Here is a 26,496-nt window from a genome sequence, read left to right as displayed (position 1 = left end):
GCCATGGCAAAATCTGTTTCATATCCTGTTTTACTGCCGAAGCAGCTTCCTTGCCACGTATGTCCAATCGGCTGCATCGATACGACCGTCCCCGTTCATATCATAGACCTTCGAATAGCCTGGCTCGGGGAAATTTTTACCGGCAGCCTTACCGATCAAGGTCAAATCTCCGACGTCCGTCGTTCCGTCACCGTTGACGTCCGTATTTGCCGATAATAGCACCGCTTCCCTATCCTCGGAGGTTTTGGTCCCGTCTCCCTTGCTGTCCGTATAGGTGGATCCCTTCAGCACCTTGACGGTGTAGGCCGAACCGTTATTCTTCGGTGTAAAAACCAGCCGCAACATCGGCACCTCCCCATCCACGCCATGCGTACCGTCTGCCGCTGTACGCGATACGGCGACAAGGGTATAAGTCCCCTGCTCCGTCAACTCAGCGGTTGCATGAGCACCGAATTCAGGCATGGCCTCAGCTCTCGTCAAGGTCATTACATTCGAATCAAAAGCCAAGTGAAGCTGGGCCGCGTACAGATCGGAGGCTTTCTTGGCGGTAAGCACAGCTTCCAGCTGAACGTCGTCATTGACCCGATCCAGCACGATCTCGAAATGCGTTGGATCAACAGGACCGGGGTCCGCAGCTGTCGCTTTCACCGCTACCTCATCGATCCACAGCTCGGAATTCCGGTTCATAAATCCGACGGACCCGGCCGATACCGATGTATCGGGTGCGGTCTGCATGACAAGCTGGTTATTGATATACAGGGAGAAACGGTCCCCTTCCGCCTGAATGCGGTAACGATGATATTGGCCAAACGAGAAGCCCGGTATTTTATCCGTAATTTTCGTCGGCTGGTTAATCGTTACGAAGCCGGTAGCCTCCGTATATTTGAGGAACGCCACCGTCTTGTTCTTGTCATTAAAGTCGAAATAATAATAGCTCTGCGGATTCGCAAACCGGACCAGCGCACGGAACTGCTCGCCCGTTCCGTTATTACTCTGTCCCCCCGCATATTTGGCTCGGAATTCAAAGTTGTAGTCCCGATTGGAACTATTATAATCATCCCAGAATGACGATTTGGCCACCTTGCGTACCGGATTGCCCGTCGTCGCCGTATTACTGGCCTTCATGACCTGGGAGCCGATCGAAGCGTCCGTTTCGTGAGACCAGCTTCCCGTACTGCCCGCCGAATCCCAGCGGCTCGTAATGTCGGAAGCAAAATCGTCCGTGAACAATACCCGCTCCAAGCCGGATACGTTCATCGCTGCGGCAATACCGTTGTTCCCGTCCGCCGCTTCCACCCAGTCCACGGGCCGCACCTCAACCTCGACCGCCACGCTTCCGGACTTCGCCGGCTTCCAGCCCCGCGAAACGACAGTGACGGCTTCCCCGGCAGCCATCGTTCCGGTACGGGTCACGGTATCGATCGTCGTACCGTCCGCCTTGAACGTTACTTGGATCCCTCCGTCTGGCGACGGAGTCAAGCCGACGTTCGTTACTTCCGCGCTTAGAGTCAGTGATTGTCCGACAACCGGCTGGTCAGGCGACCAGGAGATCCGGGTCGGTGACACATCCGGACCCTGCGTCGGCACCGATACTTGCCAGGTCGCAAAATTGTACACTAACGCTTCGTCGCCTTGTCTTAACGTGAGCAGATTGCTTCCGACCTGCTGATCCATAAACGGGGAACGGATCAAAGGCCAGTGGTCGTAATCAACGGCCGTACCGTTGATGCTGCGCTCCCCGTTGTAGGTGAGGCGAAGCACGTCTCCTGCAAGCGAAGTGTACTTGAGAGCGGGTGTCGGGTTATCGAGAGCCGAGACGTCGACGGACGTCTTCGTGCGGATCGCTTCGGCGAAGCGCTCCAGCTCCGCACTGCGGCGCTGCGCTTCCGGCAGCGACCCATCGCCGGGCTCCGCGTAGCTGTCCGGCTTGGCTGTCTCGACGACGACGCCGTTCTTCAGCGCTTCGCTGCGGATCACCGGCACCGTCAGCGTCCCGATCGATGCAGAGGTCCAGGTATAGGGCTTCAGCGGCTTGACGGCCAGCAGCACGGACCCGTGATGCGCGAACAGCCAGCCGCTGGGGTCGTTCTTGATCGCATGCAGTCCTTCCGGGAACGGCCCGTTAACATAAGGGTACGCGTCGCCCGATGGGATGTTGTAGACGGCTATGATCGCCCCGTCCTTCTGCAGAACCTGCTCGTAGGCCGTCCCGCCGGAGACGATGCCCCCTCTCTTCGGGTGCGTCATAAAGAACGTGCTGTATGCTTCCGGGGAAACCCACCGGACCAGCCAGCGCCTCAGCTGGTCGGACCAGCCCAGCTTGCCGTTCCCGTCAAACTGACTCGCTACGCCGTAACGATCGGTCAAGTAGCTTGTTTTCCTATATCCCGAGGGAGGATTGAGCTTATTGGTCGGATGCTGGTCGTGGCTCTCCAGATGCAGATGAGGCTCGGAACGATCCTGGGCAATTCGTTCTACCAGCTCGGGTGCCCGGTATTCCGACAAGGCGGCCATGACCGCATACATGCCCTCGGGATACGACAGCTCGTTCTCCCGCAGACGCGGCCGTTCCTCTCCCCCGAGGTAGAGCCAGGCCATAACGTTGCCTGCCGCCGCCAGCTTCGGACTTACCCCGTCATAATCGCGCAGCGAAGACGACATCCAATAGCCGTTCACCCATTCGCCCGCGATATTCGCCAGCATCCAATCCGCCGTCATCCTTGCCTGCTGTCTCAATAGCGGATCCTCCGCATAGTCATTCAGCATCAGCAAGCACTCCAAATAAAGCGCGGCATATGTAGTCGAGTCATATTCCTTCATTCCGTACTTCACGAAGCGTGTGAGCATATCAACGATATCCCGCTCCGCAAACTGCTTCGTTACTGCCGCTTTGCTCCAGTCCGGCCACGTTTGGGCGGTCAAATATCCGGCCGTTCTGAATTTGATCAGATGATTCTCCGTACTGCCGTTGTTCGAATAATCGACCTCCTGCAGCCGCTGCTTAACCTTTGCCCGCAAGGCCTCGGAATACAAATGTCCGTACTTCAGATACGTGTCGATATTGGCCGTGTAAAAAAACATCGATGCTCCGGCCGGGTTGTCATTGATGCTCTGCATCCACTCGAGCGCCCGTTCGACATCGACCGCCAGCTCGAAGCGGGCTTGAGCATAAAATACCGCTTCCTTCACCCATAATGTCCGATCCGTCTGCTGTGGCTCCGTCGTAGAGAAGGTTTCAAGAAGGTATCGTGCCCGTTCATTGAATGCAGTGTTCGCCGCCGGCTCACGAACCGCTGCGTACAAGGTCCTCTCGTTATTCAAAAGATTGCTTTCCACCGCCTGCCCGTTCGGGTTGACCACAGCACGGATCGCATGCGTCCCCTTCTGGGCGCTCCATACTTCGGTTCCTGTAATGGTCACTGTCTCACCGGGTTGAATAATCCCAGTATGTGTCCCCGTCGCAATAACTTTCGAATTTATGGAGGGATCCACCTTGAATTCAACGTCGACTGACGTGGATGAGGTCGCCTCAAGACCCGTATTCCGTACCTCGGCGCTAAACGCAACCGTCTCGCCCGGCTTCGGATTCGCAGGCGTTAGCGTAATTTCGCTTACGCTCAGATCGGCCTTGGCGATTTGCGAGAAGCGGACGTGGTCTATCTCTGCCCTTGCAAGCTGACTTCGGTTCTTCGCAGTCGCGACCAAACCGGCCTTAAGCTCCCCGCTCAGTGTCAGCAGCTTCGTTGTAAGCGGTACGCCCCAGTCCAGTCCGTCCTCCGACGCATAAGCGGAATAGGCATTTCCCGTTTTCTCCAGCTTCAAGTACTTGGGCGCATTCACGCCCGTCAGCAGCTCGCTGGAAGTGACGCTGCCGTTATTGCTTCTCATATCGAGCCGCAGCGTCTTGTTCTTCAGCAGACGCAGCGAAATGAAGTCGTCATTCGCCGCCAGCCCCTCGCGGAACATAATCCCGGCTCCCGCTCCATTATCCGTTGCCGATAGAACGCCAAGCCTTGCTTCCAGGGCAATATCCCCGCTCTGGTTCCGATGCACAAAGACGGCCTCATCAGCACTTCCTGTCAAATCGGCACCTGCGCTTTCGAGCGTAAACTTGCCGTTATTGTACAGAGCCGAACCGATCAGCGAATGGTTGCCAATCTGCGAGTACGTCCATTCCGGCGGCAACCGCAAAGCCGCGTCATGTATGCGCACGTTGTATGTTGCAACATTCGCGCCGTAAGTAGCCGCTTGGACGGAAACCGTCTGGGTCCCGTCCGAAGGCGCCGTCCACGGCTGAGAGGTAACCGTCGTCTTCCATCCCCGCGGGATGCTCGACCCGGCAGCGGTACCGGTCACTGTATTCCCGCCGATTTGGAAATGCACTTCCGGCGATCCTTCGAAATCGGCGTCCCCCCGATTCTCCAACTCGGCTATAAAGACGATAGCATCGCCCGCAAACGCGTTTAGCGGCCCCCAGGTTAGCCCGCTTACCGCGAGCTCGGGTTTCCCGCCGCCGGGCGGCTTGTAGGCCGGATCCTCATACACCTCCAGCTGCGTCAATTGGATTCCGTTGGCCGCATTGGTGTTTTTCGTCCCGACAATTCTCACATACCGAACGTTAGCAGTCGTGAAGCTTACTTCGTGACGATGACCCGGAGAAGCTTGGAACTTGTAGTCCTTGGGTGTTGCAAGGGTTGTAAACACGCTCCCGTCGAGACTTCCCTCCACCGACAGTGTCTGCGTACGTGCACTCCAGCTCAATCCCGTGCTCATGACCACCTTGTTCACGCCGTACGCCGCACCAAGATCGACGGTGACGCTCGCTGGAACGGCAGACGATTCCCATTGCGTTTCGATATCGCCGTCCGTGATGCTGCTTGCCGGCCGATTGCTTTTCTGGGAGCTGTAAGCAACCGGCTTGCCCCGGGCCAGCTCAGCCGCCGGCATGACCATCAGCCGCTGAAGCCGGGCGTTCCCGCCTGCAAGCTGTACCGAGATGTTATGCTCGTTCGGCTGGGCCGTCCACTTGCGGGTGCCGGTCAATCGGATCGTCTGCTGAGGACCCAAGGTCCCGGCATAAACCGCCTCGCTGACCGTTGCTCCGTCCACAGCGAAGCTCACTCCAAGCGCATCCCCATACGCTGCTGTTCCTTGATTCTCTACATCGGCGTAGAAGGTCACCTCAGAGCCGACGGCCGGGCTGGTCGGCGACCAGCCCAGCTCCTTCAGCATCAGTTGCGGGACTGCTTGAATCGTTTCCGCAGCGACCTCCCTGCCGCCGATCGATGGTATCATCATCGTGAGAAGCATTACCACTGCCATGATCCCGGAGATCAGCCTGGTTCGTTTCATGGATTCGTTCCCTCCCTGCTCAATAGCCGAAGCGCGACATAGGCAAGGTCGACAATACCTATTCGGCCGTCCGCATTCAAATCATACTGCACTTGAAAGCCATCTTCCCCCGATCTCTTCCCTAGCGCACCTCCCAGCAGCCTCAGCGCCTCTGCCGTGGGCTCGGAGCCGGTGATCAGCTTGGAGTCAACCACGACTGCAGGTTGATCGTCCCCCAGGACGATCGTCGCTACGCCTCCGTCCGAATCGGAAATGGCCGTGTGCGGATTCAGCTGCCAGCGGGTCGCGCCCGGTGTACCTGCTGCCCGGAAGCGAAAGCGCAGCACGTCAGCCTCCCCGCTGACGCCATGCTCCTCCGCCACGCGCGAGGCTACCGCGCGAACGCGGCCGTCCGTCTCCGTATGCAGCACATACGCGCGTTCCCCGCCGCCGACCGGCTTAAACGGTTCGGCCAGCTCTACGGATTGAAGAGCATAGCGGGTCCGGTCATATTGTAACGACAGATCGATAGCATACAGGTCCTTGGCATGGTCCACGGCAACCGTCACAATAGTCTCTTCACCGAGCTCCGTCATTTCCCTATTCACCTTCAGCTTGACAGAGGCATCGTTGTCCGGCTCTTGCTGCGTAATGCCGTCCGTCAAGGTAAACAAATCAAAATTGCCCGGGTTTTTGGCATCCGCCAAACCTGTCGTCCATTGAATGAAGTTGTCCCGGCCCGCCTGCATATCCGCATCATTCACGGCGACGTTATACCGGAAGGCACTCCCCTCCGCAAGGTGCAAATCATGAATCATCGATTTCGGCATCTGAATTTCATAGTAGGTTTTCCGGTTCTGCTCATCCCTTACGATCCGGTACGGAATCAGGTCGCTGACATTGCCGTTCTGATTCGGCGGACGGGAGAAGAAAATATTAGATACGTGAGCGCCGTCATTATGAACAGCGAAGCCCCACTCCATATCGTCCTGATTGTAGCTTGCCGAGCTGTCGTGCAACGGGTCAATCGCCGTCTGAACGGAATCGTTCTTCCACAGGTTCGGAGGATTCTCCGAATTTTTATGGATGTTGTCCGTCACCTCGACTCCGAGGTACAGCTGCTCCTGATCCCATAGGAGATACGCCGTAGCGCTTACATTCTCCGGATCGTAGATGCCTGTCTGCGTCCGCTTTCCGCCTCTCAAATGGAAAGGAAACGCCCGCTTCCACTCGTCCAGCTTACCATCGACGACTAGCGAGCCTGTACGCTTACGCACAAGAAGGAAATCCAGCGGCGCCTCATCCCTAAATATCGTGACGTTGTTTACCGTATCGGTTACCGTCAGTTCGTTGACGTACTCGTTGTAATCGTGCGGTGTTCGGTAGTTCCAGGCGAAGGTCATCGTCATGGTCTGCCCTTTCGTCAGGTTCGCGAACGTGGTGCCGCCCATGGGAGACAACTCCTGTCCATCCGGTCCGCGCAGAACCACCTTGCCCGTCTTCGGATGATCGGATACTCCCTTCAGTTCCACCTCCACCTGCTCAAGCTTTTCGACTGAGCTCGTTACCGGAAGAATCCTCGCTTCGATCGAATCGTTCACCCGCATGTCGATTCGCGCTTCATCGATCAGCTTCCCACCTGATTCTATGATGACCTTCGGCGTATACAAGCCCTTCCCTGCAGTCAGCGGAACATGCAACGGGAAGCTGAAGGGATACGCTTCATTCGGTCCGAGAGTCACGGTCACGGAATCCGGCTCGCCCCAGCCATCGGGACGCTCCAGACGCACGGTCACTGCCCGCGGCTCAGCCGTGTCGTTCGCCACCGTACCGGTTACGGTGCTTGCGTAGCCCGGTTCCCCATTCAGCCGGATCGGCGTTACGTTAAGCCACAGCCCGACAAATATCGGTTCGTCTGCGGCCACGATCTGCTCAAGCGTTTTTGCAAATTCCTTCGCCAGCAGCCCGTAGGCGTAGCTCTCGGCGTACCGGCCCTGACGGTTCCCTTTGGCCGCCAAGTCCGCATATCTTTTGGCACGCAGCAGCGCGGAGGTGGAAACCGGCAGCAATTGGTCTTCACCCAGCTTGGCTTTATAAGCTGCCTCCGTCTTCAGAAGACCCTGCGTGTATTCCGGTATCGACGGAGGCGTCCCTTCCGCCGCTTTGGCCTGAATCAGCGCCTTGGAGGCGATTTCAGCGTAGTTGTACAGCGTCTCCAGCGCGGCGAAGGTCTTCACCCGGTCCAGCTTGCCGCTTTGAATCTCACTCGCCAGCGTTTTCATCAGCGCGTATACCTGCACGATTTCCTGCTCCAGTCCGGCTGATTTGGCCGCAGGCGAAGCAGCCTGCAGTGCTGTTTCGAAGCCTCTCTGAATGGACTCGAGCGTCTGAAGCGCTCCGCCCGGAGCCGGCGTGCCTCCGGTCGGCGTGCTGCCGATCCGCTGCGCAGCCTCCTGCTTATAATCCCGAAGCAGCTCGGCATTTGCCGAATACAGCAGCTCGGCTGATGCGCCAAGAATGTAGATCGGCGACCCGGATACCGTTACCTGCACCGTACCATTCGCCGAAGCGATCCTTTGGTCATTGCCGTTAATATCGCGCACCGTTACCTCCTGTGTCCCTACAGGCACGGTCAAGAGGGATGTCGGAGAGTTTTGCTCCGGCTTATCGTTGTGATCGACGGAACGCCATGCGGCTATAATCGGCTTGCTCTCCTTCAAGAATACATAAGCTCTTACCTTACTATCCTGTGTGCTCAGCCGTCCTGCATATTCCGCCCGGTCGAGCGTTGTCATGAGGTTGTTGGCCGCCGTATAAGACAGCTTCGGACGACCGTCCACATCCGTCATGCCCCAGAAGATTTCATAGTAATTCTCATCCGTGCCGTCATTCTTAAAGTTATAATATTCCCAGGCACGCACTTGCGGCTGCGTCATATAGATCAGGAAGGCGCGCACGATATAATCCCTTTGAACCTCTTCGCTAACGCTCGGGTGTCCTCCTTTGGCCGTCGGCCAGCCTCCCTCAGTCAAATAAAAATCCTTCCAGCCGCCGTAGGCGTCAAGCATACTGCTGACATTATCGATATATTTTTCAATCGCCCCGTCCGGCATGGCATTGTAGACATACGGATGCCAAGAGAACGCATCGGCATAATGGTAAGCTCCCAGCGCAAGCTCTGGCGGCAAGACCGAACCGACGCTGGACGTATGATCGCCTGCGATAAAGGTCACATCCGGATTGCCGTCCTTCGCTCCTATATAAGAGCGCTTCCACTGCTGTACGATTTCGTACGGAATGTAGGGCTTGACATAGTTCTCCGGCTCATTCGGCGTTTCGAACTGCCGAATTCGGTCTTTATATCGACTGGCGCTCTCTCTTGTAAAATCCTCGATCAGCTTCAAGCCGTCGTAAGAGGCTGCCTTCTTGGTATCCTCAAGGAAGCCGAGCACCGGGATCTGATTCAACCCGAAGCTTGCCACCTTCTCAAGATAGTCGTCCTCCTTCTCAAAATGAAATACAGGTCGGCCCTGACTGTCATACTCCCCTGTAAAGACATCCGCCAAATTCATATGGCTGCGGTGATGCCTTGCTCCCAGCTTACGGACCGCTTCCATCAGATCGTCCCGCCAGTTTGTACTGTAATGAGTATTGACGCCAAATTTGGATTCCAGCAGCATGTCCTGCTCCGTGTTCACCGAAAGCTCACGCACGACGGCCATCCGCATCTTTTTCGCCGCGCCCTCCTGCCTGACTCCGTCGATCGACAGGTCTACGGTAACATCGTATGTACCGATCCCGGTTACCGCAGGCTCGAAGTGAAGCTTCTCATTCAACTCACTATACGCAGCTACCGTGTAATCCTTCGCACCGGTAGCCACCGTCTCCCGATTGCCGTCCGCCCGCCGGACCGTATACTGCACCCGGTACGTGTGCGGCAGCGAACCTCCGGCAAGATGAATCTTCAAACCTGGCTGCTGCCCGGGTCCGTAAATACCCGTATAATTGTCCGCCGGCTCAACATGGTAAATATGGGACGCCTCCAATGGCGTTATCTCCAGCGAATCGATCAACAGGTTAATCCCGCTTACCGTGCCGAACTGGATATATCCCTTCTCCATGCGCAGCATATCGAAATCATCCGTTGCAATCACGCGCTTGCCGTTGATATACAACTCGTGCGTTATTCCCGACACGCGGACCTCATAGTCAACCCACTGGTTTTCCAAGGCTTCATTGTGGGTGCCGAGATAATAATTGCCGCCAAGATCGGTTTTTCTCATGATGAAATAACGCCAGTTATGCGTACCCCATTCCATCGAATAATTGTTGTTGTCATTCTGCGTGCGGTAGCGAAGCCTCCATACGTTGTAGTATTGGTCGCTCGTACGCACATACTTCGCCCGGAACTTCAACGAGAAATTATCCATATTGGCATAATTCGGATCGGACAAGATGGCGCTCGTATTCGCCTGCCCTACCTGACCGTTCAGCCTTAATGCCTTGCCTCCCTCGGGCAGCTCCGCGACCTTCACATCGCCGCGGACGGTCCAGCCTGCCGGGGCTTTGCCGGTCGGCACGTCGTCAAACCCTGCCGTGTACGGCACGAATGAGCCTGAGCTTACGGTAAGCTCCCCGGTCTGGGGGTAACGAGCGGAACGGCCCGTACCGTCCTTGATCTCCAGATAATAATGGATGACTCCGCCCCGATTCAAACCGGGGATCGTCATCGTGTAGGTGCCGCCGGTTTCCTTTCGCTGCTCGATGCTCTTCACCGCAGTATCCCCGTAATGGTAATGCAGCGTTGCCGTTTGCGGCGAGCCCGTATCCGTCGTTTCAAACACTACCGGCACGTCCGTATTGTAGGCTACCGAGCTTTTCGGTGTATGGGCAATCGTAAGCTGCGAGCCTCCCGTCACCTTGACGGGGCCCGTCAGTGAAACATCGGCCACCTGCAAATCAACGTTGTTGGATCGGAACCCGATCCCGCCAGTTGGGAACCGATTGGCCGTATCCGTTGCGGAAATCAGTTCGTCGCCATTGGCGAATAATGTCAGCTTATTGTCCCGTACTTGGATGCGGTAGTGATTCCACTGCAGCATATTCAATTGGGTCGTCACATTGGGAGCCAAGTTTTGCTTATAAACACCGTTCTCCCAATAATGCACCTTTAAGATAACGGTATCCGAGCCGGACGCCACTTGCGTCTCAATAGCATAATAATTGCCCGTTTCCGACGCACGAATGAAAAATTCAGCACGGGTGTTATCCGCTTTCTTATTCAGCTTCGCTTGGAATTCTACGTCATAATCGCTCCAGTTAGAGGTGTCCAGTCCCGTCAAATAATTTCGGGTATTGCTGTTTTTGGCCTTCATCGTCTGCCGTCCTCCGTCCTGAACGATATCCCATTGTTCCGGAAGCTGAGACCAACGATCCGCGGATCGCTGCACATTCGAAAAATCATCGCGGAAGCCGGTGGATTTGTAATGGCCGCTCTGGTCCGAAGCCTCAATGTAATAATTCAGTGTGGTGATCTCAGAAGACGACGGCGGGGGAATTTGAGCCTGATACCGGTCATCCGCCCCCTTAATCATAGGGGTGTTATTCCATGGTCCCCCGTTCTCCGCGTATCCATAGCGATAATAGACCGCTGCCGTTACCGGCGTCGGGGCCGTGATGGTCGCCGTAATTTCGGCTCCCGTCGCAACGTTTACCTGCGCCAACGGGGTATGCGTCAATGTCAGCTCCTTTACCGGCTCCTGCTGGGTGCCTGCGCCTAGTACCTTGACGCGGTCCACCTGCAGACCGATATTGTTGGAGCGGAACCCGATATGACCTGCCGCATAATGACCGTTCGGATCCGTCGCTGCAATGATTTCCTGGCCGTCAAGGTGCAGCTTGAAGGTATTGCCTGTGACAATCACCGTATAGTCGTGCCATTCGCTCGGATCATAGGCATGCTTGACGTTTGCCGTCAGATTGCCTTGGTACACCGTGTTCGCCCAGCGATGTGCCTTGAAAGTGACCGTCCCGGCGTTCGCCTGCTCCAGTTGGGCCTCCAGTGAGTAGTAGTTGCCGCTTTGATCCGCTCTTACGAAAAACTCCGCACGACCCGCTGCCTTGGAGGAAAATTTCGCACGGAACTCCACCCTGTAATCGTTCCACCCGCTGGAATCGACGTTCTGCAGGAAGGTTCTCGTATTGGTGTGAAAGCCGTGTAAATAGCTGATGTTCTCCTGATTTTTCACCTCCCATTGGTCTGGAACCGCCTTCCAGTGCTTCAAGGTTTCCACGGGCTCATCAAACGTATCCTCGAATAAAACAACTTCGCCTCCTGCTGTAGGAACCGCCGCCGTTGCAACGTTCGTAAGAACGGTTCCCGCCAGCATAACCCACACCGTCAGAAACGCTATACAGCGTCTCCATTTCTGTCGTAGCATGCAAGATCCTCCTTCGTCTTAACCTCATGCATCCGTCTCATGATCAGCCTATTCTAAGAAAGTGGATTCTGCCGTAAATCCCTCCCGAACGTACGCCTGCCAACCAACCTCCCCTCCATCGATTGAAAGTGCTTACAATGTTAAGCATACAAGAACCGCCTTCGCAAAATAAACACGGGTATATACCGATAATGCATGGGAAAACTCACTTTTTTCCCCTCCCATGTTTAAGAAAATCCTCAATCTAGGCGCCTTCGCTAAAAAACGGATTTTCCTCCTTATTGGTGCTTCCGCTCGGCTGGCTCGCGCTCATTTGGCCCCATACAAAACGAGGCCACCGCATTTGTTGTGTAGAGAGACAATAATGTTTTGAAGTTAAAAGTATCGATATCACCTAAATAGAACCAAACATCTCGTTTCCCTAAGCATGTACATAACATAACCTTACTACAAAATTAGGCGTTCTCTTGAGCCCTTTCTTTGTGTAAGCTTGAAACTTCACATTGTTGCGGATATGGGGAGGTAGATAGATCCCGTTTTCATCCTCGCGGCGGATGAGCTGCTGTGCGATTTTATAGAAGGCTTTCCTTTCAATCGGCCGGACGAATTCGTTGATTCTCATATAACGGCCGTTCAGGCAGTAACCGGGCTATCTCGTCAACGACTTGGCCGACATGCAATTGCGCCCGATAGTTAAAGGTTACCGGCTCGAAGTCGTTGTCGAAAGCAATTGGCGCTTTGTTTTTATCAAAATGAAAAGCTGCCGGATGCTCTGGCAGCTTTTAGAGTAAATTGCCCGTTCGGCCATAAGACTGGCGCTCAGGGCATAATCAAGATGAAGCAGCTTGGCGGGGAGGATGGATAGGTACACGGCGATGCCTGTCCGGTTTGGGCACGGTGTCACTGGCCCATCTGCTTGCGGTATTCTTTGGGGGAGACTCCCGCTATTTTGTTGAACATATGCGTGAAATAATTGGAGTCGTTGAAGCCGGTGGCCTCGGAAATTTCGAATATTTTCATATCTGTGCTTTTCAGCAGAAGCTTCGCTTTCTGTACGCGCAGGTTCTGAATATAGCCGGTTACACTTTCCCCGGTTTCCTTTTTAAACAAATTGCTGAAGTAGCTGGGGTTAAGATGGACATGAGCCGCCACCTCGGCCAAGCCGCATACCCCCATGTAGGATTCTTCAATAAACCGGATGGCCTGCTTGACCGGATTATCATTCTTACTCGCAAGCCAGTTATTGTGGGATTGCAGGAATTCATGGATGTATCCCTGCAGCCATGCCACAATATCCTCCGGTGTCGCGCATTTGTAGACAGAATCCCACTCTATGGGGCGCACAGCCATTTGCCATTCGGGAAACTGGACCTGCACCAGCCGGAGAATGGCGGCAGCCAGCAGCAGCGCTTCAATCTTGGCGGTTTGCGGGGGCAAACGGCTGATCCGGACGGTTTGCTCCTGCAGCTCCCGGCTCAGCCGGCTGTTATCCTCCGACATCAGCCAGGTTACAATCTCCTTCTCCTTCTCGTAAAGCGCCGTCTGGTTGAGCAGCGATTCATTGGCAATTCCGTGGTCCCTATCCCCTTCCCGGCGATACCGTCTGTAGCTCTCGCGCAATTCCTCCGTGCTGGCGCATAGCCCTTGTCCGCTGCATTCAAGAGCCAGCCTCAGATAATGGTGGACCGAATCGGTGAGGATCTGCGGCCATGAGGGGGATGTATCCGGCCGGGAAGCACTTCGGTCCACCAATAAAGCCCACTCCGATGCGTTCAGGGGAAACAGGCGAAAGCCGCCGGGAAACCATTTGTTCAAGTGCTCTCCTGCAATATTGGCGAAAGCAAACTGCAAAAGCGGCACATCCTGGGCGGAATAATGCTTCTCCGGGGGGAAATAGGTAGGAATTCGCAGAAAATGCAGCTCGCATTGCTTCATCCGCTTCAGGAGAGCCTCCACCTCTTCACCGCTGCAGGGCATGCCCATAATAGCCGAGCGCAGCTCGCTGTCTTCATGCTGGCGCTTCCAGCCCTCCACCAAGTGCTGGGACTGGCTTTCTTCAATCAGCTGCACATAAATCCGGTCGAGTACGCTTAATATATCCGTTTCCACACAAGGCTTCGTGATAAAGTCCAGCACCCCGAACTTGACGGCGGACTGGGCATACGAAAAATCCTTGAATCCGGTTATAATCACAATCTTCGTCAACCAGCCGCGGCTTCTGATTTCCTCTGCCAGCTGCAGCCCATCTATATGGGGCATTCGGATATCGGTCAGCAAGAGATCCGGAACACATTTCTCCATCATGAGCAAGGCATCCCGGCCATTGGCCGCTTCCCCCGTCACCACCCACTCGGCGGACCTCTTCCCCGCCAGCTTCAGCAGCCCCTTGCGGAAATTGGGCTGATCCTCTGCAATAAACAGCTTGCCCTTCACTCGTTCCCCTCCTCATGACTTCCCAGTGTCCCGGATTGAATAGGAAGCGTCATGTGAACAACCGTTCCTTTCCCTTTACTGCTTGTCGTTTCCACTCCATATGCGGGTCCGTATACCAGTTGAATGCGCCGCAGCACACTTTTATAGCCGATTGCCGTCTTATTGCCGTCCGACAGATCAGCCTCTGCCTCGGTCAAGGCTCTCAGGGTTTCTTTATCCATGCCGCATCCGTTGTCTGCCACCTCGATATGCAGCGCTTCATTGAACAAGAACGCTTTAATCCGTAGCACCCGGTCTTTCTCCATATCACGGAAAGCGTGTACAAAAACATTTTCCACCACCGGCAGCAAGAGGGAACGCATCATCCGCAGATTGAGCAGGGACTCCTCCGCTTGAATAATCGTTTCTATCTCGCCGGTGAACAGCTCGGTCTGGATCTTGATGTAATTACGGATCTGATGCAGCTCTTCGCCAAGAGTCGTGTCCGTCTGGACAGATTTAAGGGAATACTTCAACATCTCCGAGATGGCGTTGATCAGAAGCGCCGTCTCCTCCTGGTCGTTGCTGTACAGCTTCCAATACAGCTCATTGAACAGGTTGTGCAGATAATGGGGGTTCAGCTGGGCCTGGATGGCCTTCAACTCCGATTCCCTCTGGCTGATCTGGGCCAAATAAACCTTATTGATCAGCTCGCTCACTTGCTCCGCCATGCTGTTGAAGCTGTCTCCGATGTAGCCCAGCTCATCGCCGGAATCCACTTTGACACGGACCGTGAAATCGCCGGAACGCAGCATACGCAGTCCCTGCATCAGATGGGACAGAGGTGTCAGGAGCGTCCGGGTGGAAATCGTAATCAACAATGCACTGAGCAGGATGACGCCGATTCCGGCAATTGCCAATACCTGGATGATGTCTTTATTTTTCCTCTGTATCTCCTGCAGGGATGCCCCTCCATATAGGGTAAAGCCGGCCGGAATGAGCTCGTGGCGGACAAACAGATAGGTGATGCCATTCATTTTGACATACCGGGGATAATTGGCCCCTGTCAGCTGCAAGAGCTGCTCCATCTCACTCTGGTCAGTATTGGAGTAGAGCATACCGCCCATAGGCTCCAGCAGCAGCACCTTGCCGCTCCCGTTCTCCGTAAGATCCCGCAGCACCTTGGATACCAGGCTTTCCTCCATCACCAGCACCATGGTGCCGTACGGGATCAGCTTCTCATTGAGCATCCGTCTGGCGGCGACCAGAACCGTTCTGCGGCCTTCCGGATCAATGCTGCTGGCCGCCTCGGCCCGGCCCCAAACCATATTCCCCCGATGGGGCTTAAGCTTTTCCATCATCCTGTTCAAGTCTTCCGTTCCCGGCTCTCCCGACGCGCCTACTTTAGAGAGAACCGTCATTTCCCCGTTCTCATTATACAGGAAAACGGAACGGATGGACGGCGCATCCACAAGCAGCATATTCAATTGCTCTTCCACATACTTGCGGTTCTTGAATTCGGTGTAGGAATCGCTTACGGGAACGATGTTCTCCCTGAGGAACTGTTCGATGGACGGATTCAAGATAATGGATTGGGATACCCGGTTGACTTCCTGAAAGGACATCTCCAGTCTGGCCAAAGCCTGTTCGTTGGCAATGGAGAACTGCTTGCTGATTTCATCCTCCATTAACTGGATATTAGATTGGTAAACCATCCAGCCTGCCAAGGCAAAGGCGAGCGTTACCATACACGAGAGCAGCACGATCAGCTTGATCTTGAAGCTGCCTTTTATTTTTCCGGCTATAATCCCCGGCCAGCTTGTCGGATGCAATCGGCTCGCCCCCTTGAATATCATATTGTATTATAAAACGCTTCCTTCCAAGCAAACAAGGTTTTCATTTTACCTGTCTACATAGGAAGGAAGCGCGTCATGTTCCGGTCCGGTTTACCCGTATTATTTTAAAGCTTCATACAAGGCAATAAGAGCAAGGGACTGTCCGTAAGCCATCGGCATGATGGTAATGTTTTTATAATGGTCTTTATCCATACCCATACCGGTTCCGGCCGACACATTCAGCACGGTTCCATCCCCGCTAATATTTTGACAAACCGCCTGAATAGCCTTGTCCGCAACAGCCTGATAGGAGGAATCCAGAATACCGGCTTTTATGCCTTTTAGGATACCTGCGGCAATTGCGGCCGATCCGGATACTTCTTCATAGCTAGTTGGGTCTTGCAGGACTGTGTGCCATAGACCGGAAGCGGCCTGAAGCGAAACCAAAGCATTGACCTGAGCCTTATACGTATCAACCAGAAATTGACGGACGCCCGGGTTTATCGTATCCCGGCAAGTTTCCAGGTAATCGACGAGGCCGTAGGTGAACCAGGAATTGCCGCGGCACCAGAAGATGCTGCCGAAATTATCATTACGCTCGAAACTCCAGCCGTGGAAGAACAGTCCGGTATGTTTGTCGAACAAGTACTTGATATGGAGCAGAATCTGGTGTACCGCTTCTTGCTCCCACTCCGGCCGGTTGAACTTGCGCCCGGCTTGGTTCAGAAACAGAACCGCCATAAAGAGCGTATCAATCCATAACTGCCCATTGTGCAGGTGGATTCCATCCCGGTTGCCAATAGCAGTGACGGTATGCTGGAAGCCGCCTTCTTTGGTTTTGGGCAGCTCATGAACGAGCCAGTCCGCGTGATCCCGGCATAGCTGTTCCAGCTGGCTGGAAGGCTCAAGCTGATCCAGGAGCAGAACCAGAGCCAGATAAGGGGCGGTAGTATTGATGTTTTTGGACGGCAGACCCACCTCCAAATTGCGGGAATACCAGTTCTGAAAAAACTCCTTAAAGCGGCGATCTCCGTAATACTTCTGCAGCTTGTACAGACCATAAAGACCGACGCCCTGGGGCCAGTCCCATTCTTCGATACCGAAATCGCGTTGGACAATCCCTTTTCTTGTATCGGCCTGGACCACGGTTTTATCCTTCTCGTAGTCGCTGCCGCCCAAATTCATAAGCTTGTCCACTACCAGTCCGATGTTTTGAAGCAGCATTTCATTAGTCATGATTCTACCTACTCCTACTCATATAAAATGTTCCGAAAGCAAACTTGGCCCGGCCATTGCCGAACCAAGTCCGCATTCATCCTATTGCAGGCCCTTCAGCCCTTACTTGTGCTGGGAACGGACCAGATCCAAAATATCCTTACCCAGGAAGGCGTTTCTCTTGTTTTCTTTGTACCAAGTATTCATGAATTCCTCAATCTGCTTGCCGCCGCCTTTTTCCCAGGCAGCTTTGGCATCGGCAACAGCCTGCTCAGGGGTATATTGGGCTCCGCCGATAATGCCTTTGGTATAAATGTCCTTTATTTCCTTATCGATATTGGTATTGATCACTACCAGGTCGCTCGGCAGGGTAGGCATATGCTCATAGTGACTCAGAGCGGGATACTGCGCCTCGGGATTCAGCAGGAACTCGTCGGCTTTCTTCAGCATGTCCAGACCGGCCTTCTGGTCGGGATTGTTCACGTCGAACGCAGTGGTGGAAATCAGAAGCGGATTCTCAGGGATGGAGTAGAACATAGAGTAGTCCATGGCCCAATCCAGCTCCTTGGCATTCTTCGCAGGATCAATGACTTTCGGGAAACCGTCCGCACCTTTTTTCCAATGCTCTCCCTCAATTCCTTTTTTCAGAATCAAACCGTTCTCCGGCTTGATCATGAAGTTAATATATTCCATAGCAGCCTTCGGATTTTTGGCCGCGGCATTGATCACCGTTGTCATTTGAACCGGATTGACCACATGATGAACGAATTGACCCATGGGCGACTTCGGCTGCGCCATCGGCGCAATTTCCGCCCCCGGAACCACCTTGCGAAGCGTTTGGATGTCCGTTACCGTACTCTCAAACCAGTTGGTGATAGCAGGAGGAAGATAAACGCCTACTTTTCCGTTCAGATAATCCTGCTTGGCTTTGGCTCCATTCTTGTCGGCCAGGTAATCCTTATCGATAAGCCCTTCCTCAAATAACCTTTTCTTGAATTTCAGAGACTCCAGCGTATTATCCCAAGTTCTGATAATCTTGTCATCACTGGAGATTTTCCAGCCGTACGAGCCGAACATGGAATCCACCATGCCGTCCGAGGTGTAGCTCATATTGGTTCCATACGTATCCTTCTTCCCGTTGCCGTCAGGGTCCTGTTCAACGAATGCTTTCAGAACGACAAGCAATTCGTCGGTGGTCTTCGGAACCTCCAGCTTCAGCTTTTTCAGCCAATCCATCCGGATAAAGGCTACACTCTGCAGATGGGGCTCATTAATTTTGCCGATTTCGTACAGCTTGCCGTCCGGCTTGGTGCCTATCTTGCGAAGCTGTGGGTACTTTTGCAGCAGCTTCTCATATTCAGGCGCATATTTCAAGTAATCGTCCAAAGGCATCAATTGCTTCTGCTGGTACAGAGAATTCCGGAACCCCGTATCATAATCATTGACAATATCCGGCGCACTGCCAGATGCGAACAACACATTCAGCTTCTTGACTGCCTCTGCCCGGGCTATCGGCACATACTTGGCCGTAACGGGAGAATGCTCGTTGATCCACTTGGTCCAACGGTTCTCCTCAACCGTCCCCTCCGCTGCGGGAATATTGCCCCTGTCATAGTTGGAAACGGTAATTGTGGCTTTTCCTTCGGCTTGCCCCGTTGTCCCCTCTTCCTTCTGACTGCAACCGGCTGCCCCTGCTGCCATAACCGTCGACAATCCCAGTGCCAGCACCATCTTCATTCTGTTTGCGGATGTTTGTCCAAACATGTGGAATCCCCCTCAATCTATGATTCATTTCATTATTGCCGCTAACCTTTGATAGAGCCAAGCATAATGCCTTTGACAAAATACTTCTGCAGGAACGGGTATACCGCCAGCATGGGCGCAACCATAACCATAACCCCAACCGCTTTCAGCTTTTCGGATACCATTTCCTGCTGCTGCACCATATCCATGGCCGACATATTGAAGTTCCCCTGAATTTGCAGCATCCCCTGAACGATGACCGTAAGATTCTGCAAATTCGTCTTATTGATGTAAAGAATAACACTCATGAACATGTTCCAGTAGCCCACTCCGTAGAATAACGTCAGCGTAGCCAGCATGGGAAGAGACAAGGGCAGGATGATGCGCATGAGCAGCTGGACCTCTCCGCAGCCGTCAATCTGGGCCGAATCCACCACTTCCCCCGGGATGCTCTCAAAATAGCTTTTCATAATCAGCATATTATAGGTGCTGATCAGCCCGCCAAACCAGAGGGACCAGTAAGTATTGGTCAAATGCAGGCTATTCATGACCAGATAAGTAGGGATCATGCCACCGCTGAAGAGCATGGTGAACAATGCGGCCGTTGTGATCGGCTTGCGGGCGTAAAGGTAACGGCGGGATAAAGGATAGGCCGTCAGCACCGTGGCCAGCATGCTTAAGGAAGTTCCGCCTAAGGTAATGATCACACTGTTGTTAAAAGCGCGCAAGGCCGGCGTATTCTCAAAAAAGTATTTATACACGGTGAAATCAAGCCCTACCGGCCAGAACCAGACCTGACCCAGGTCAACCGCATGCCCCGAGCTTACGGACAGCGCCATCAGATGCAGGAAAGGCAGGATGCAGGTGAGCGCTATGATGATCAACACCACATGAATAAAAATGACAAATATTTTTCCGCCTGTGGATTCCTTCAAGAGGATTTCCCTCCTTTCTTCAGAATAATCCCTGATCGAATTTACGGGCCAGCGCATTGGCCGACAGCACAAGCACCAGGCCGACAAAGGATTCAAACAAGCCCATAGCTGTAGTCAGACCAAACTGGGCCTGCTGCAGCCCCACTTTGTACACGTAGGTGCTGATGACCTCCGCTTTCTGCAGGACCGTGGGATTCTGCAAATTGTAAACCTGATCAAACCCTACTTCCATCAGACGGCCCATACCAAGAATCAGCAGCAGGATAATCGTAGGACGGATGCCCGGCAGGGTGATATGCCAAATCTGCCTAAGCTTGCCTGCGCCGTCCATCCCCGCGGATTCGTACAGGCTGGGGTCAATGCCGGAGAGAGCGGCGAGATAAATAATAGCGCTGAAGCCCATCTCCTTCCACATGCCGGAGCCGATAAAGATAGCGGTCCATGAGTCTGTGCGGTATAGAAACGGCACCGGCTCCATCCCCCATTGCCCCAGCAGCTTGTTGATGGTGCCGCCGTCGATGGAGAACACGGTCAGGATAATGCCTGAAACGATAACCCAGGACAAAAAATGAGGCAGATAAATAATGGTTTGAATCCAGCGCTTCACCCAGCTCTTCCGGACCTCATTCAAGGCAATGGCGATAATAATCGGCGCAGGGAACCCGAAGATCAGGTTCAGAACGCTCAGGGTAAGGGTATTCCAGATAATTTGCAGCGAGACGTTAGACTGGAATAAAACCTCGAAATATTTCAACCCCACCCAAGGACTTGACCATATGCCATCGTGAAAATTGTAGTTCTTGAAAGCAATCACAAGACCGCCCATAGGCAAGTAGCGGAATATCAGATAATAAAGCACGCCCGGTATAAGCATGACAAATAACGGAATATTTTGCCGAAACCGCTTTGTCTGGTAAAAAGCCTCTTTGGCCGCCGGTGCTCTATCCGTTCCTACGGCGGCAGGCGTTGTTTTCATGGCTCCCCCTTCTTTCCTGCTGAAAGTTTTATTGTTTGTGATGCTTATAATGTACCGCGGTTCGTACATTCCGAGCCTTAAGAATCTTTAGGTCTTTCTGTGCGATTTTTGTTTCTCACGCGGGACGCAAAAAAAACAAGGAGCCGGGCGGATTCCCGCTTGGCTCCTTGTTTTGTTTACCTGTGATCCACTTGGGCCGCTTTAGTTGCTGCGCCACGCTATAAAGCGCGCGAGCATGGCCGATACCTCCGCCCGGGAGACAACACTGGCGGGCTCTAGAAGGTTCCCCGGTTTGCCGTTAAGAATACCTGCCGATACAGCCCAATCGATGGCATCATTCGCCCAGACGGATACCTCGCCGCTGTCCGCGAAGCTCTTGCCATTGCTGCCTGCAGCAGGCTGTCCGGCGTAACGGTGCAGGACAGTAATCAGTTGTTCCCGGGTAATGGAAGCTTCAGGGGTACTGCCATCGCTGATCCCGGAAGCGGTAGCCCAGTCTTTCGCCTTGCTGTACCAATATTCCCCGCCTTCCGTCTCAACGCCATGCAAACGGGCCAGCACGGTAAATAGCATGGCGCGGCTCAAGGATACCTCGGGAGCGAAGACTCCCTGCTCCGTTCCGAGCAGCCATTCGCGGCTTGCCGTGAAGGCAATCGCCTCCGCAGCCCAATGGCTGCCAGGCACATCCCGGAAAACAACCTTATTGTCGATCAGCTTCACCGTCATATCGCCCTTGGCTGTAAAGCTCAGTCCCGCTTCGGTGATAACCGTTCCGATCACTTCCTTGGTTCCGTTTTCCCGAACCGCATAGGCCACCGTGGAAGCAGAAGCATTCTTGAACGGAATGGTGACCCTCGCTTGTGCTACGCCTCCGGGCAAATGGACAGTGGCAGTTACTTCCCCCAGAGAAGTTGTGTCGGTCTCAACCTTGACTCCTTGCGTGTCCGTGGTGACAGATCGGCTGCTTCCATCGGGCTTGCTCACGGTCTCACGCTTGCTTCCATTCTGCTTGGTGACAACCTCCGTAATGGTACCATTGCGTTCTTTCGTTATCACTTCACGGTCTCCATTCGGCCAGACAGTAGTCTCCGTCACCGTACCGGTTGTCTGATCGGTGACACTGGTGGTCGTGCTGCCATCCCCGTTCTTGACCCCGGTAGACGGTGTAGCTGGGACGACGGGATTGCTGCCGCCACCTTGGGGACTGCTGCCGCCACTTTGAGAATCTCCGCCGCTTTCACCGCTATCGTTATCATATACACCCACAGTTACAATACAAGAAGCTGTGAAGCCGCCGTCTTCCGTGGTTACCGTAATAACGGCTGTTCCGGAGGCATGTACCGTCACAAGCCCATGTCCATCCACAGTAGCTACAGCCGGCTTGGAGCTGCTCCAGGCGACCGTCTTGTTAGCTGCGCCAGCGGGTTCCACATTGGCGGTAAGCCGGACAGTCGAAGCCCCATGGTTGGTATACAGCCCAGCTGTGGTCTGATTCAAGCTCACACCCGTCACATGGACAGAGTCAGAGTACAGGCTTACGGTCACTGTACATGTATCGGTGTAGCCTCCGTCTACAGTGGCTACCGTAATTACGGCTGTACCTGCGGCATGAACCTTCACGAGACCGTGTTCATCCACAGTAGCTACAACCGGATTGGAAGTGGTCCAGGTCAAGGTTTTGTCAGCTGCGTCAGCCGGCTCCACATTGGCGGTTAGCTGGACAGCCGAGTCCCCATGGTTAGTATACAGTTGGGCGGTGGTTTGGTTCAGGCTCACACCCGTCACATGGATCGGTGGAGTCGCCGGTTTTATGGTCAACTCCACATGGGGACTGGCTTTATGGGTATCCGTCTCAGGGTAACGAACCCAATAAGTCCCGGGAGAAAGATTTGCAATGGTATCTCCTTCAACCCTCAACCAGGTGCTCCCCATGTTAGAGGACCATTCCATGGAAGGGCTAACCCCGGTGATGCGTCCATCATTGGCCCCAACCGCTGTTTCATTGGTGATCTCGAGTCCCTCAGGCGAAGCCTTCGGTCCTCCGGTAACCATCGCTTTGAAATCGTCAAAATCGATGGAGGCGTTGGCGTAGCCATCGATGCCGAACAGCTGGCCGGTCAGCTTGTCGCCGCCTGTGTGGCGGAAGTTGTAGTCAGTGGCCACCACAACATCGTCTATATAGACGGTATAAGTCTTGGCGACCCAGTTTGCCACCATCTTGATGTTGTACCATGTATTGTACTGAAAGTCTTTGACTTTGATCTTAGTTGACGCATTCTGGACTACAATTTTACCCATATCAAAAGCCGTGACCATGGAATAATTGCCTGTGCCGCTGTCATTTCGCATCATTGCGCCATTGGCGTACTGGAAGCTGGTGTTTAATCTGGCGCGGTATTCGATGACAATCTTCTGATCCGCCTCAGCCTTTACTTCGCCTGCATACGGCAGGAACAGGTTGGCCTTGCCCGAAGTAGCGGTTGTGGTCAGCCGTAGGAATTGATTCCCGGCCTCTTCCTGCACAGTGGCGGTAGCGCCATTGGTCAGAGCTTCGGTGGTGATGCCGTAAGGGTACTTGCCGACCGTATCGCCGGAGAAATCACGGTAAGCGTTATAGATTACGCCGTCCTGAATGCTGTTCAGCGAACCTAACAATGCTGCTTCCGCTTGAGCAAGCTTATCCAGTTCCTCATCAAACTGTTCTTTGCTCAGATCGGCGTTTGCGGCCATCTCTTCCGCCTTGTTCACTTCGGCCACGAAGGCATCATACTTGGATTGGCTATAGTTGCCCAGCCCATCGCCCAAAGGATAAGAGAAGCTCACCAGCTTGCTGCGGAGTTGATTCACAATTTCATCAAGGCCCCATCCCGGAATCACGTTTACGGCAATAGTAGAAGGAAAGTTACGGCCATCCAGCTTCAGGGTGACAGGCACCTGAACCGTACCAAGGGAGTTGAAGTCAATTCCCTCCGGCTCCCAGCTGACAACCTCTGCCTTCTTTGACTGGCTGTTGTAGACAACGTCAACAACGCTGGGCTGCCCAGGGGCTACTCCGGAAGGAATCCTTACTTCGGAAGCAACCTGAACCGCATCGGAAGCTGCAATAACGGTCACGTTGAGTGCTGACTTCTTGCCGTTATATTCGGCTGTGATAAGAGCTGTGCCCGGTTTAACGGCATATACCGATTGGGTCACAGAATCCGAATTAATTCCGACCACCCCTGGGTCGCTGCTTGTATACTGGGCAGCCGCTGTCACATTCTGAACCTCATAGTTGTTATAGCGTGCCGTTACCTGCAAGGGCCCGCTCGTCTGCCCGCTGAATAGGATGCGGTTTAATCCTTCCATGGCAACGGACTGCACCACTTTAGGCTCCGCAACAACGGTCACTGCAGCTGTGGCCGTTCTCCCGTTATATGTGGCGGTGATTGTGGCACTACCCGCACTTACAGCCTTAACCCTAACCCCTCCGTCAATAACGGCGACCTTGGCATCGGAAGAACTAAAGCTTACTCCTGTGTCTACAGCGTTATAGGTATTGCCTGTTACGGTATACAGGGGCAAGCTGCGGATTTCACCCATTCCCAACGTGTACCCCGGGGCATCGAATAACAATTCCGACGCATCCAGCTTAAATATATCTAAGCTGTCGATTTCAGCAAGGTTGTTCCCCTTCGAGAAGCGGAGGATATTGCTGCCTTCCTTAAGATGGACCTTCGCCGTGGAGTGTCCCCAACGATTCTGGCCGGAATAAACGATGTTCAAATTTGCCCCGGAGCCCCCGTTGACCGACAAGATATGGGAGGCATCGGCCGCATTGGGTGAGCCGTTAGCATTGCGCACGGACAGCATATAAAATCCCGCTTCCGGTACGTCTACGGTAAACTGGACAAAATCTTTGGCGTTCTTGATGTTGGCGATCTTCATCCCGCCGGATGCGGTGCTTTCCAGCCGGACAGCGGGACCGGCTGCGCCGCTGGGGTCTTTCACCAACAGGGCGTGCTCCGCTTCATAACGCTTGCGTACCGGCTCGCCCGAAGGCTTGGCAATCGGAATGTTCGGATCGGCGGGCGCTCCCAGGTTCGGCGTATTATCTGCGTTCCAAGTGAATTTCTGCGTGTGGACTTTACGGGTCCATCCCGATCCCGGCCATCGGGCGGCATGGTAGATGATCCAGTCCTCCGTACCGTCAGGAGACGTGACGATGCTGTGGTGGCCTGGGCCATTAACGCCATTGGCGCTGGAGAAGATCGGCGTGTCTCTTTTCACCCAAGATCCGGGATTCATCAAGTCGTCGCCGATCTTGGCTGTGATCAGCCCGAGGCAATAACTGTCTGTCCAGCTTCCGTTGGCGGAATAGACCAGATTGATCGTGTCGCCCTTTATCGTGACTTGGGGACCTTCATTGATTCTGGCCGGAGACGATTCCCAATCATGTTCAGACGTAGAGAGCAGTACCCGTTCCGAGCTGATGGTCCGTGGATCACTCATTTGCGCAATATATAAGTTCTGGAAGCTTCCGTCCGTTTCTTCCCAACCGGACCAGATGAAATAGTGTTTCTCATTTACAGTCAGCACAGTACCGTCGATCGCCCAACGGTCCGTAGAATCGGTTATTTTCCCTTTGAACTCCCATGTGCCGGTCAACGGATTGTCACTGGCGTTCTCCAGCACGTACATGCGGTGGTTTGCGTTGGTTCCGTTATCAGCCGCAAAGTAAATATACCACTTGAATTTGCCGTCGGTATCCTTGAGATAGTGCATTTCCGGCGCCCAAACGTTGGAGCTGTACATGGTGCCTTTCACCGGCGTCCAAGCCAGACTCCTCTCGCCCGCCTCAATGCCGGTGATGGTCTTCGCTCTGCGGATCATGATGCCGCTGGAGTTGACAAATACATTGTAATAGAAGCCGTCCGTGTGCTTGTAGACCCAAGGATCGGCTCCTGTCTGCATGATGACATTGTAAAAATCCGACACATTCTTCCCCTCCTGCGCGGACGCGGAATGCGGCTGAGCCGGCGCCGGCTCAGCGGCCATAGCCACTCCGCTCCATTGTGGCAGCATCAGCAGCAGTGCGAGACAAAGCAGCAGATGTCTGAATTTTTTTTTGACCATGTGCCATCCTCCTTGTTTTTTTCGCCCGTTTCCTCATTCTACCTTTCGTTTTTTAATCCCGCCGCACGCCTGTGGGCCTGCAGCGCTTTCTCATAGTTACAACAATTTCCTCCTTAGCGTTTTTATGCGAAGCATTTTTGGCAGACAGGAAATGATCGCTCACAATAAACCGCTTTCATTCCCGCTAAAAGCCTCGCTCCACTGATGCTTACACTGTACTGTGATCCCTCCATTCCAGACCTTGAGAATTTTTAGGTCTTTCTGTACGATTTTTGTTATTTAGGAATTTTTTTCATATTCCTTTTCTGGTCTAGGGTTCCTGCGTACGGATGGATGTGGACAAGTTGTTTGAAGCTTTCGACATTGTATGGGCATACATATATTTGCATCTATAGTCATAAACGTACTTTCTGACATGAGTTATTCGTCGTCCGTTATCTGACTAAAAAAAACCCGCCCACATCTGAAGTGCACCCCAACAAAAAAACATGCCG

At 53.8% G+C, this 26,496-nt stretch carries 9 protein-coding genes; all 9 read right to left on the bottom strand.

The window, feature by feature from the left end; genetic code table 11:
- Window positions 1–30 precede the first annotated feature (30 nt).
- The 9 genes from QMO62_RS24245 to QMO62_RS24205 all read right to left on the bottom strand — a co-directional run bounded on the left by QMO62_RS24245 (window position 31) and on the right by QMO62_RS24205 (window position 26,002).
- A complete protein-coding gene (locus QMO62_RS24245) occupies window positions 31–5,352 on the bottom strand; it encodes a CARDB domain-containing protein (RefSeq protein ID WP_284645080.1) in 5,322 nt (1,773 codons plus the stop codon).
- A complete protein-coding gene (locus QMO62_RS24240; protein WP_284645079.1) occupies window positions 5,349–11,771 on the bottom strand; it encodes a 3-keto-alpha-glucoside-1,2-lyase-like domain-containing protein in 6,423 nt (2,140 codons plus the stop codon). Before QMO62_RS24240 ends, QMO62_RS24245 begins: the two co-directional genes overlap by 4 nt.
- Before the next feature lie 900 nt (window positions 11,772–12,671).
- Complete coding sequence (locus QMO62_RS24235; protein ID WP_284645078.1) at window positions 12,672–14,204, bottom strand: response regulator transcription factor; 1,533 nt, start codon at window positions 14,202–14,204, stop codon at window positions 12,672–12,674.
- Entirely contained in the window at window positions 14,201–16,015 is a 1,815-nt protein-coding gene (locus QMO62_RS24230) for a cache domain-containing sensor histidine kinase (RefSeq protein ID WP_284645077.1), read from the bottom strand. The genes QMO62_RS24235 and QMO62_RS24230 overlap by 4 nt, the downstream gene beginning before the upstream one ends.
- A 123-nt stretch (window positions 16,016–16,138) precedes the next feature.
- Window positions 16,139–17,254 carry a glycoside hydrolase family 88/105 protein gene (locus tag QMO62_RS24225; RefSeq protein ID WP_284645076.1) on the bottom strand — a complete coding sequence of 372 codons (1,116 nt, stop codon included), beginning with the start codon at window positions 17,252–17,254 and terminating at the stop codon, window positions 16,139–16,141.
- 102 nt (window positions 17,255–17,356) lie between these two features.
- Window positions 17,357–18,997, bottom strand: coding sequence for an extracellular solute-binding protein (locus QMO62_RS24220; RefSeq protein WP_284645075.1), 1,641 nt, complete (start codon window positions 18,995–18,997; stop codon window positions 17,357–17,359).
- 41 nt (window positions 18,998–19,038) lie between these two features.
- Complete coding sequence (locus QMO62_RS24215) at window positions 19,039–19,911, bottom strand: carbohydrate ABC transporter permease (protein WP_284645074.1); 873 nt, start codon at window positions 19,909–19,911, stop codon at window positions 19,039–19,041.
- A 19-nt stretch (window positions 19,912–19,930) separates the two neighbouring features.
- Window positions 19,931–20,887 carry an ABC transporter permease gene (locus tag QMO62_RS24210; protein ID WP_284645073.1) on the bottom strand — a complete coding sequence of 319 codons (957 nt, stop codon included), beginning with the start codon at window positions 20,885–20,887 and terminating at the stop codon, window positions 19,931–19,933.
- Between the two features lie 201 nt (window positions 20,888–21,088).
- Window positions 21,089–26,002, bottom strand: a complete 4,914-nt coding sequence (locus QMO62_RS24205) for a family 43 glycosylhydrolase (protein WP_284645072.1) — start codon at window positions 26,000–26,002, stop codon at window positions 21,089–21,091.
- Between the last annotated feature and the right edge of the window lie 494 nt (window positions 26,003–26,496).

Source organism: Paenibacillus silviterrae (assembly GCF_030167925.1).
Classification (GTDB): domain Bacteria; phylum Bacillota; class Bacilli; order Paenibacillales; family NBRC-103111; genus Paenibacillus_G; species Paenibacillus_G silviterrae.
Note: the sequence above shows the minus strand (reverse complement) of the source record. Positions and strands in the feature narration are given on the sequence as shown.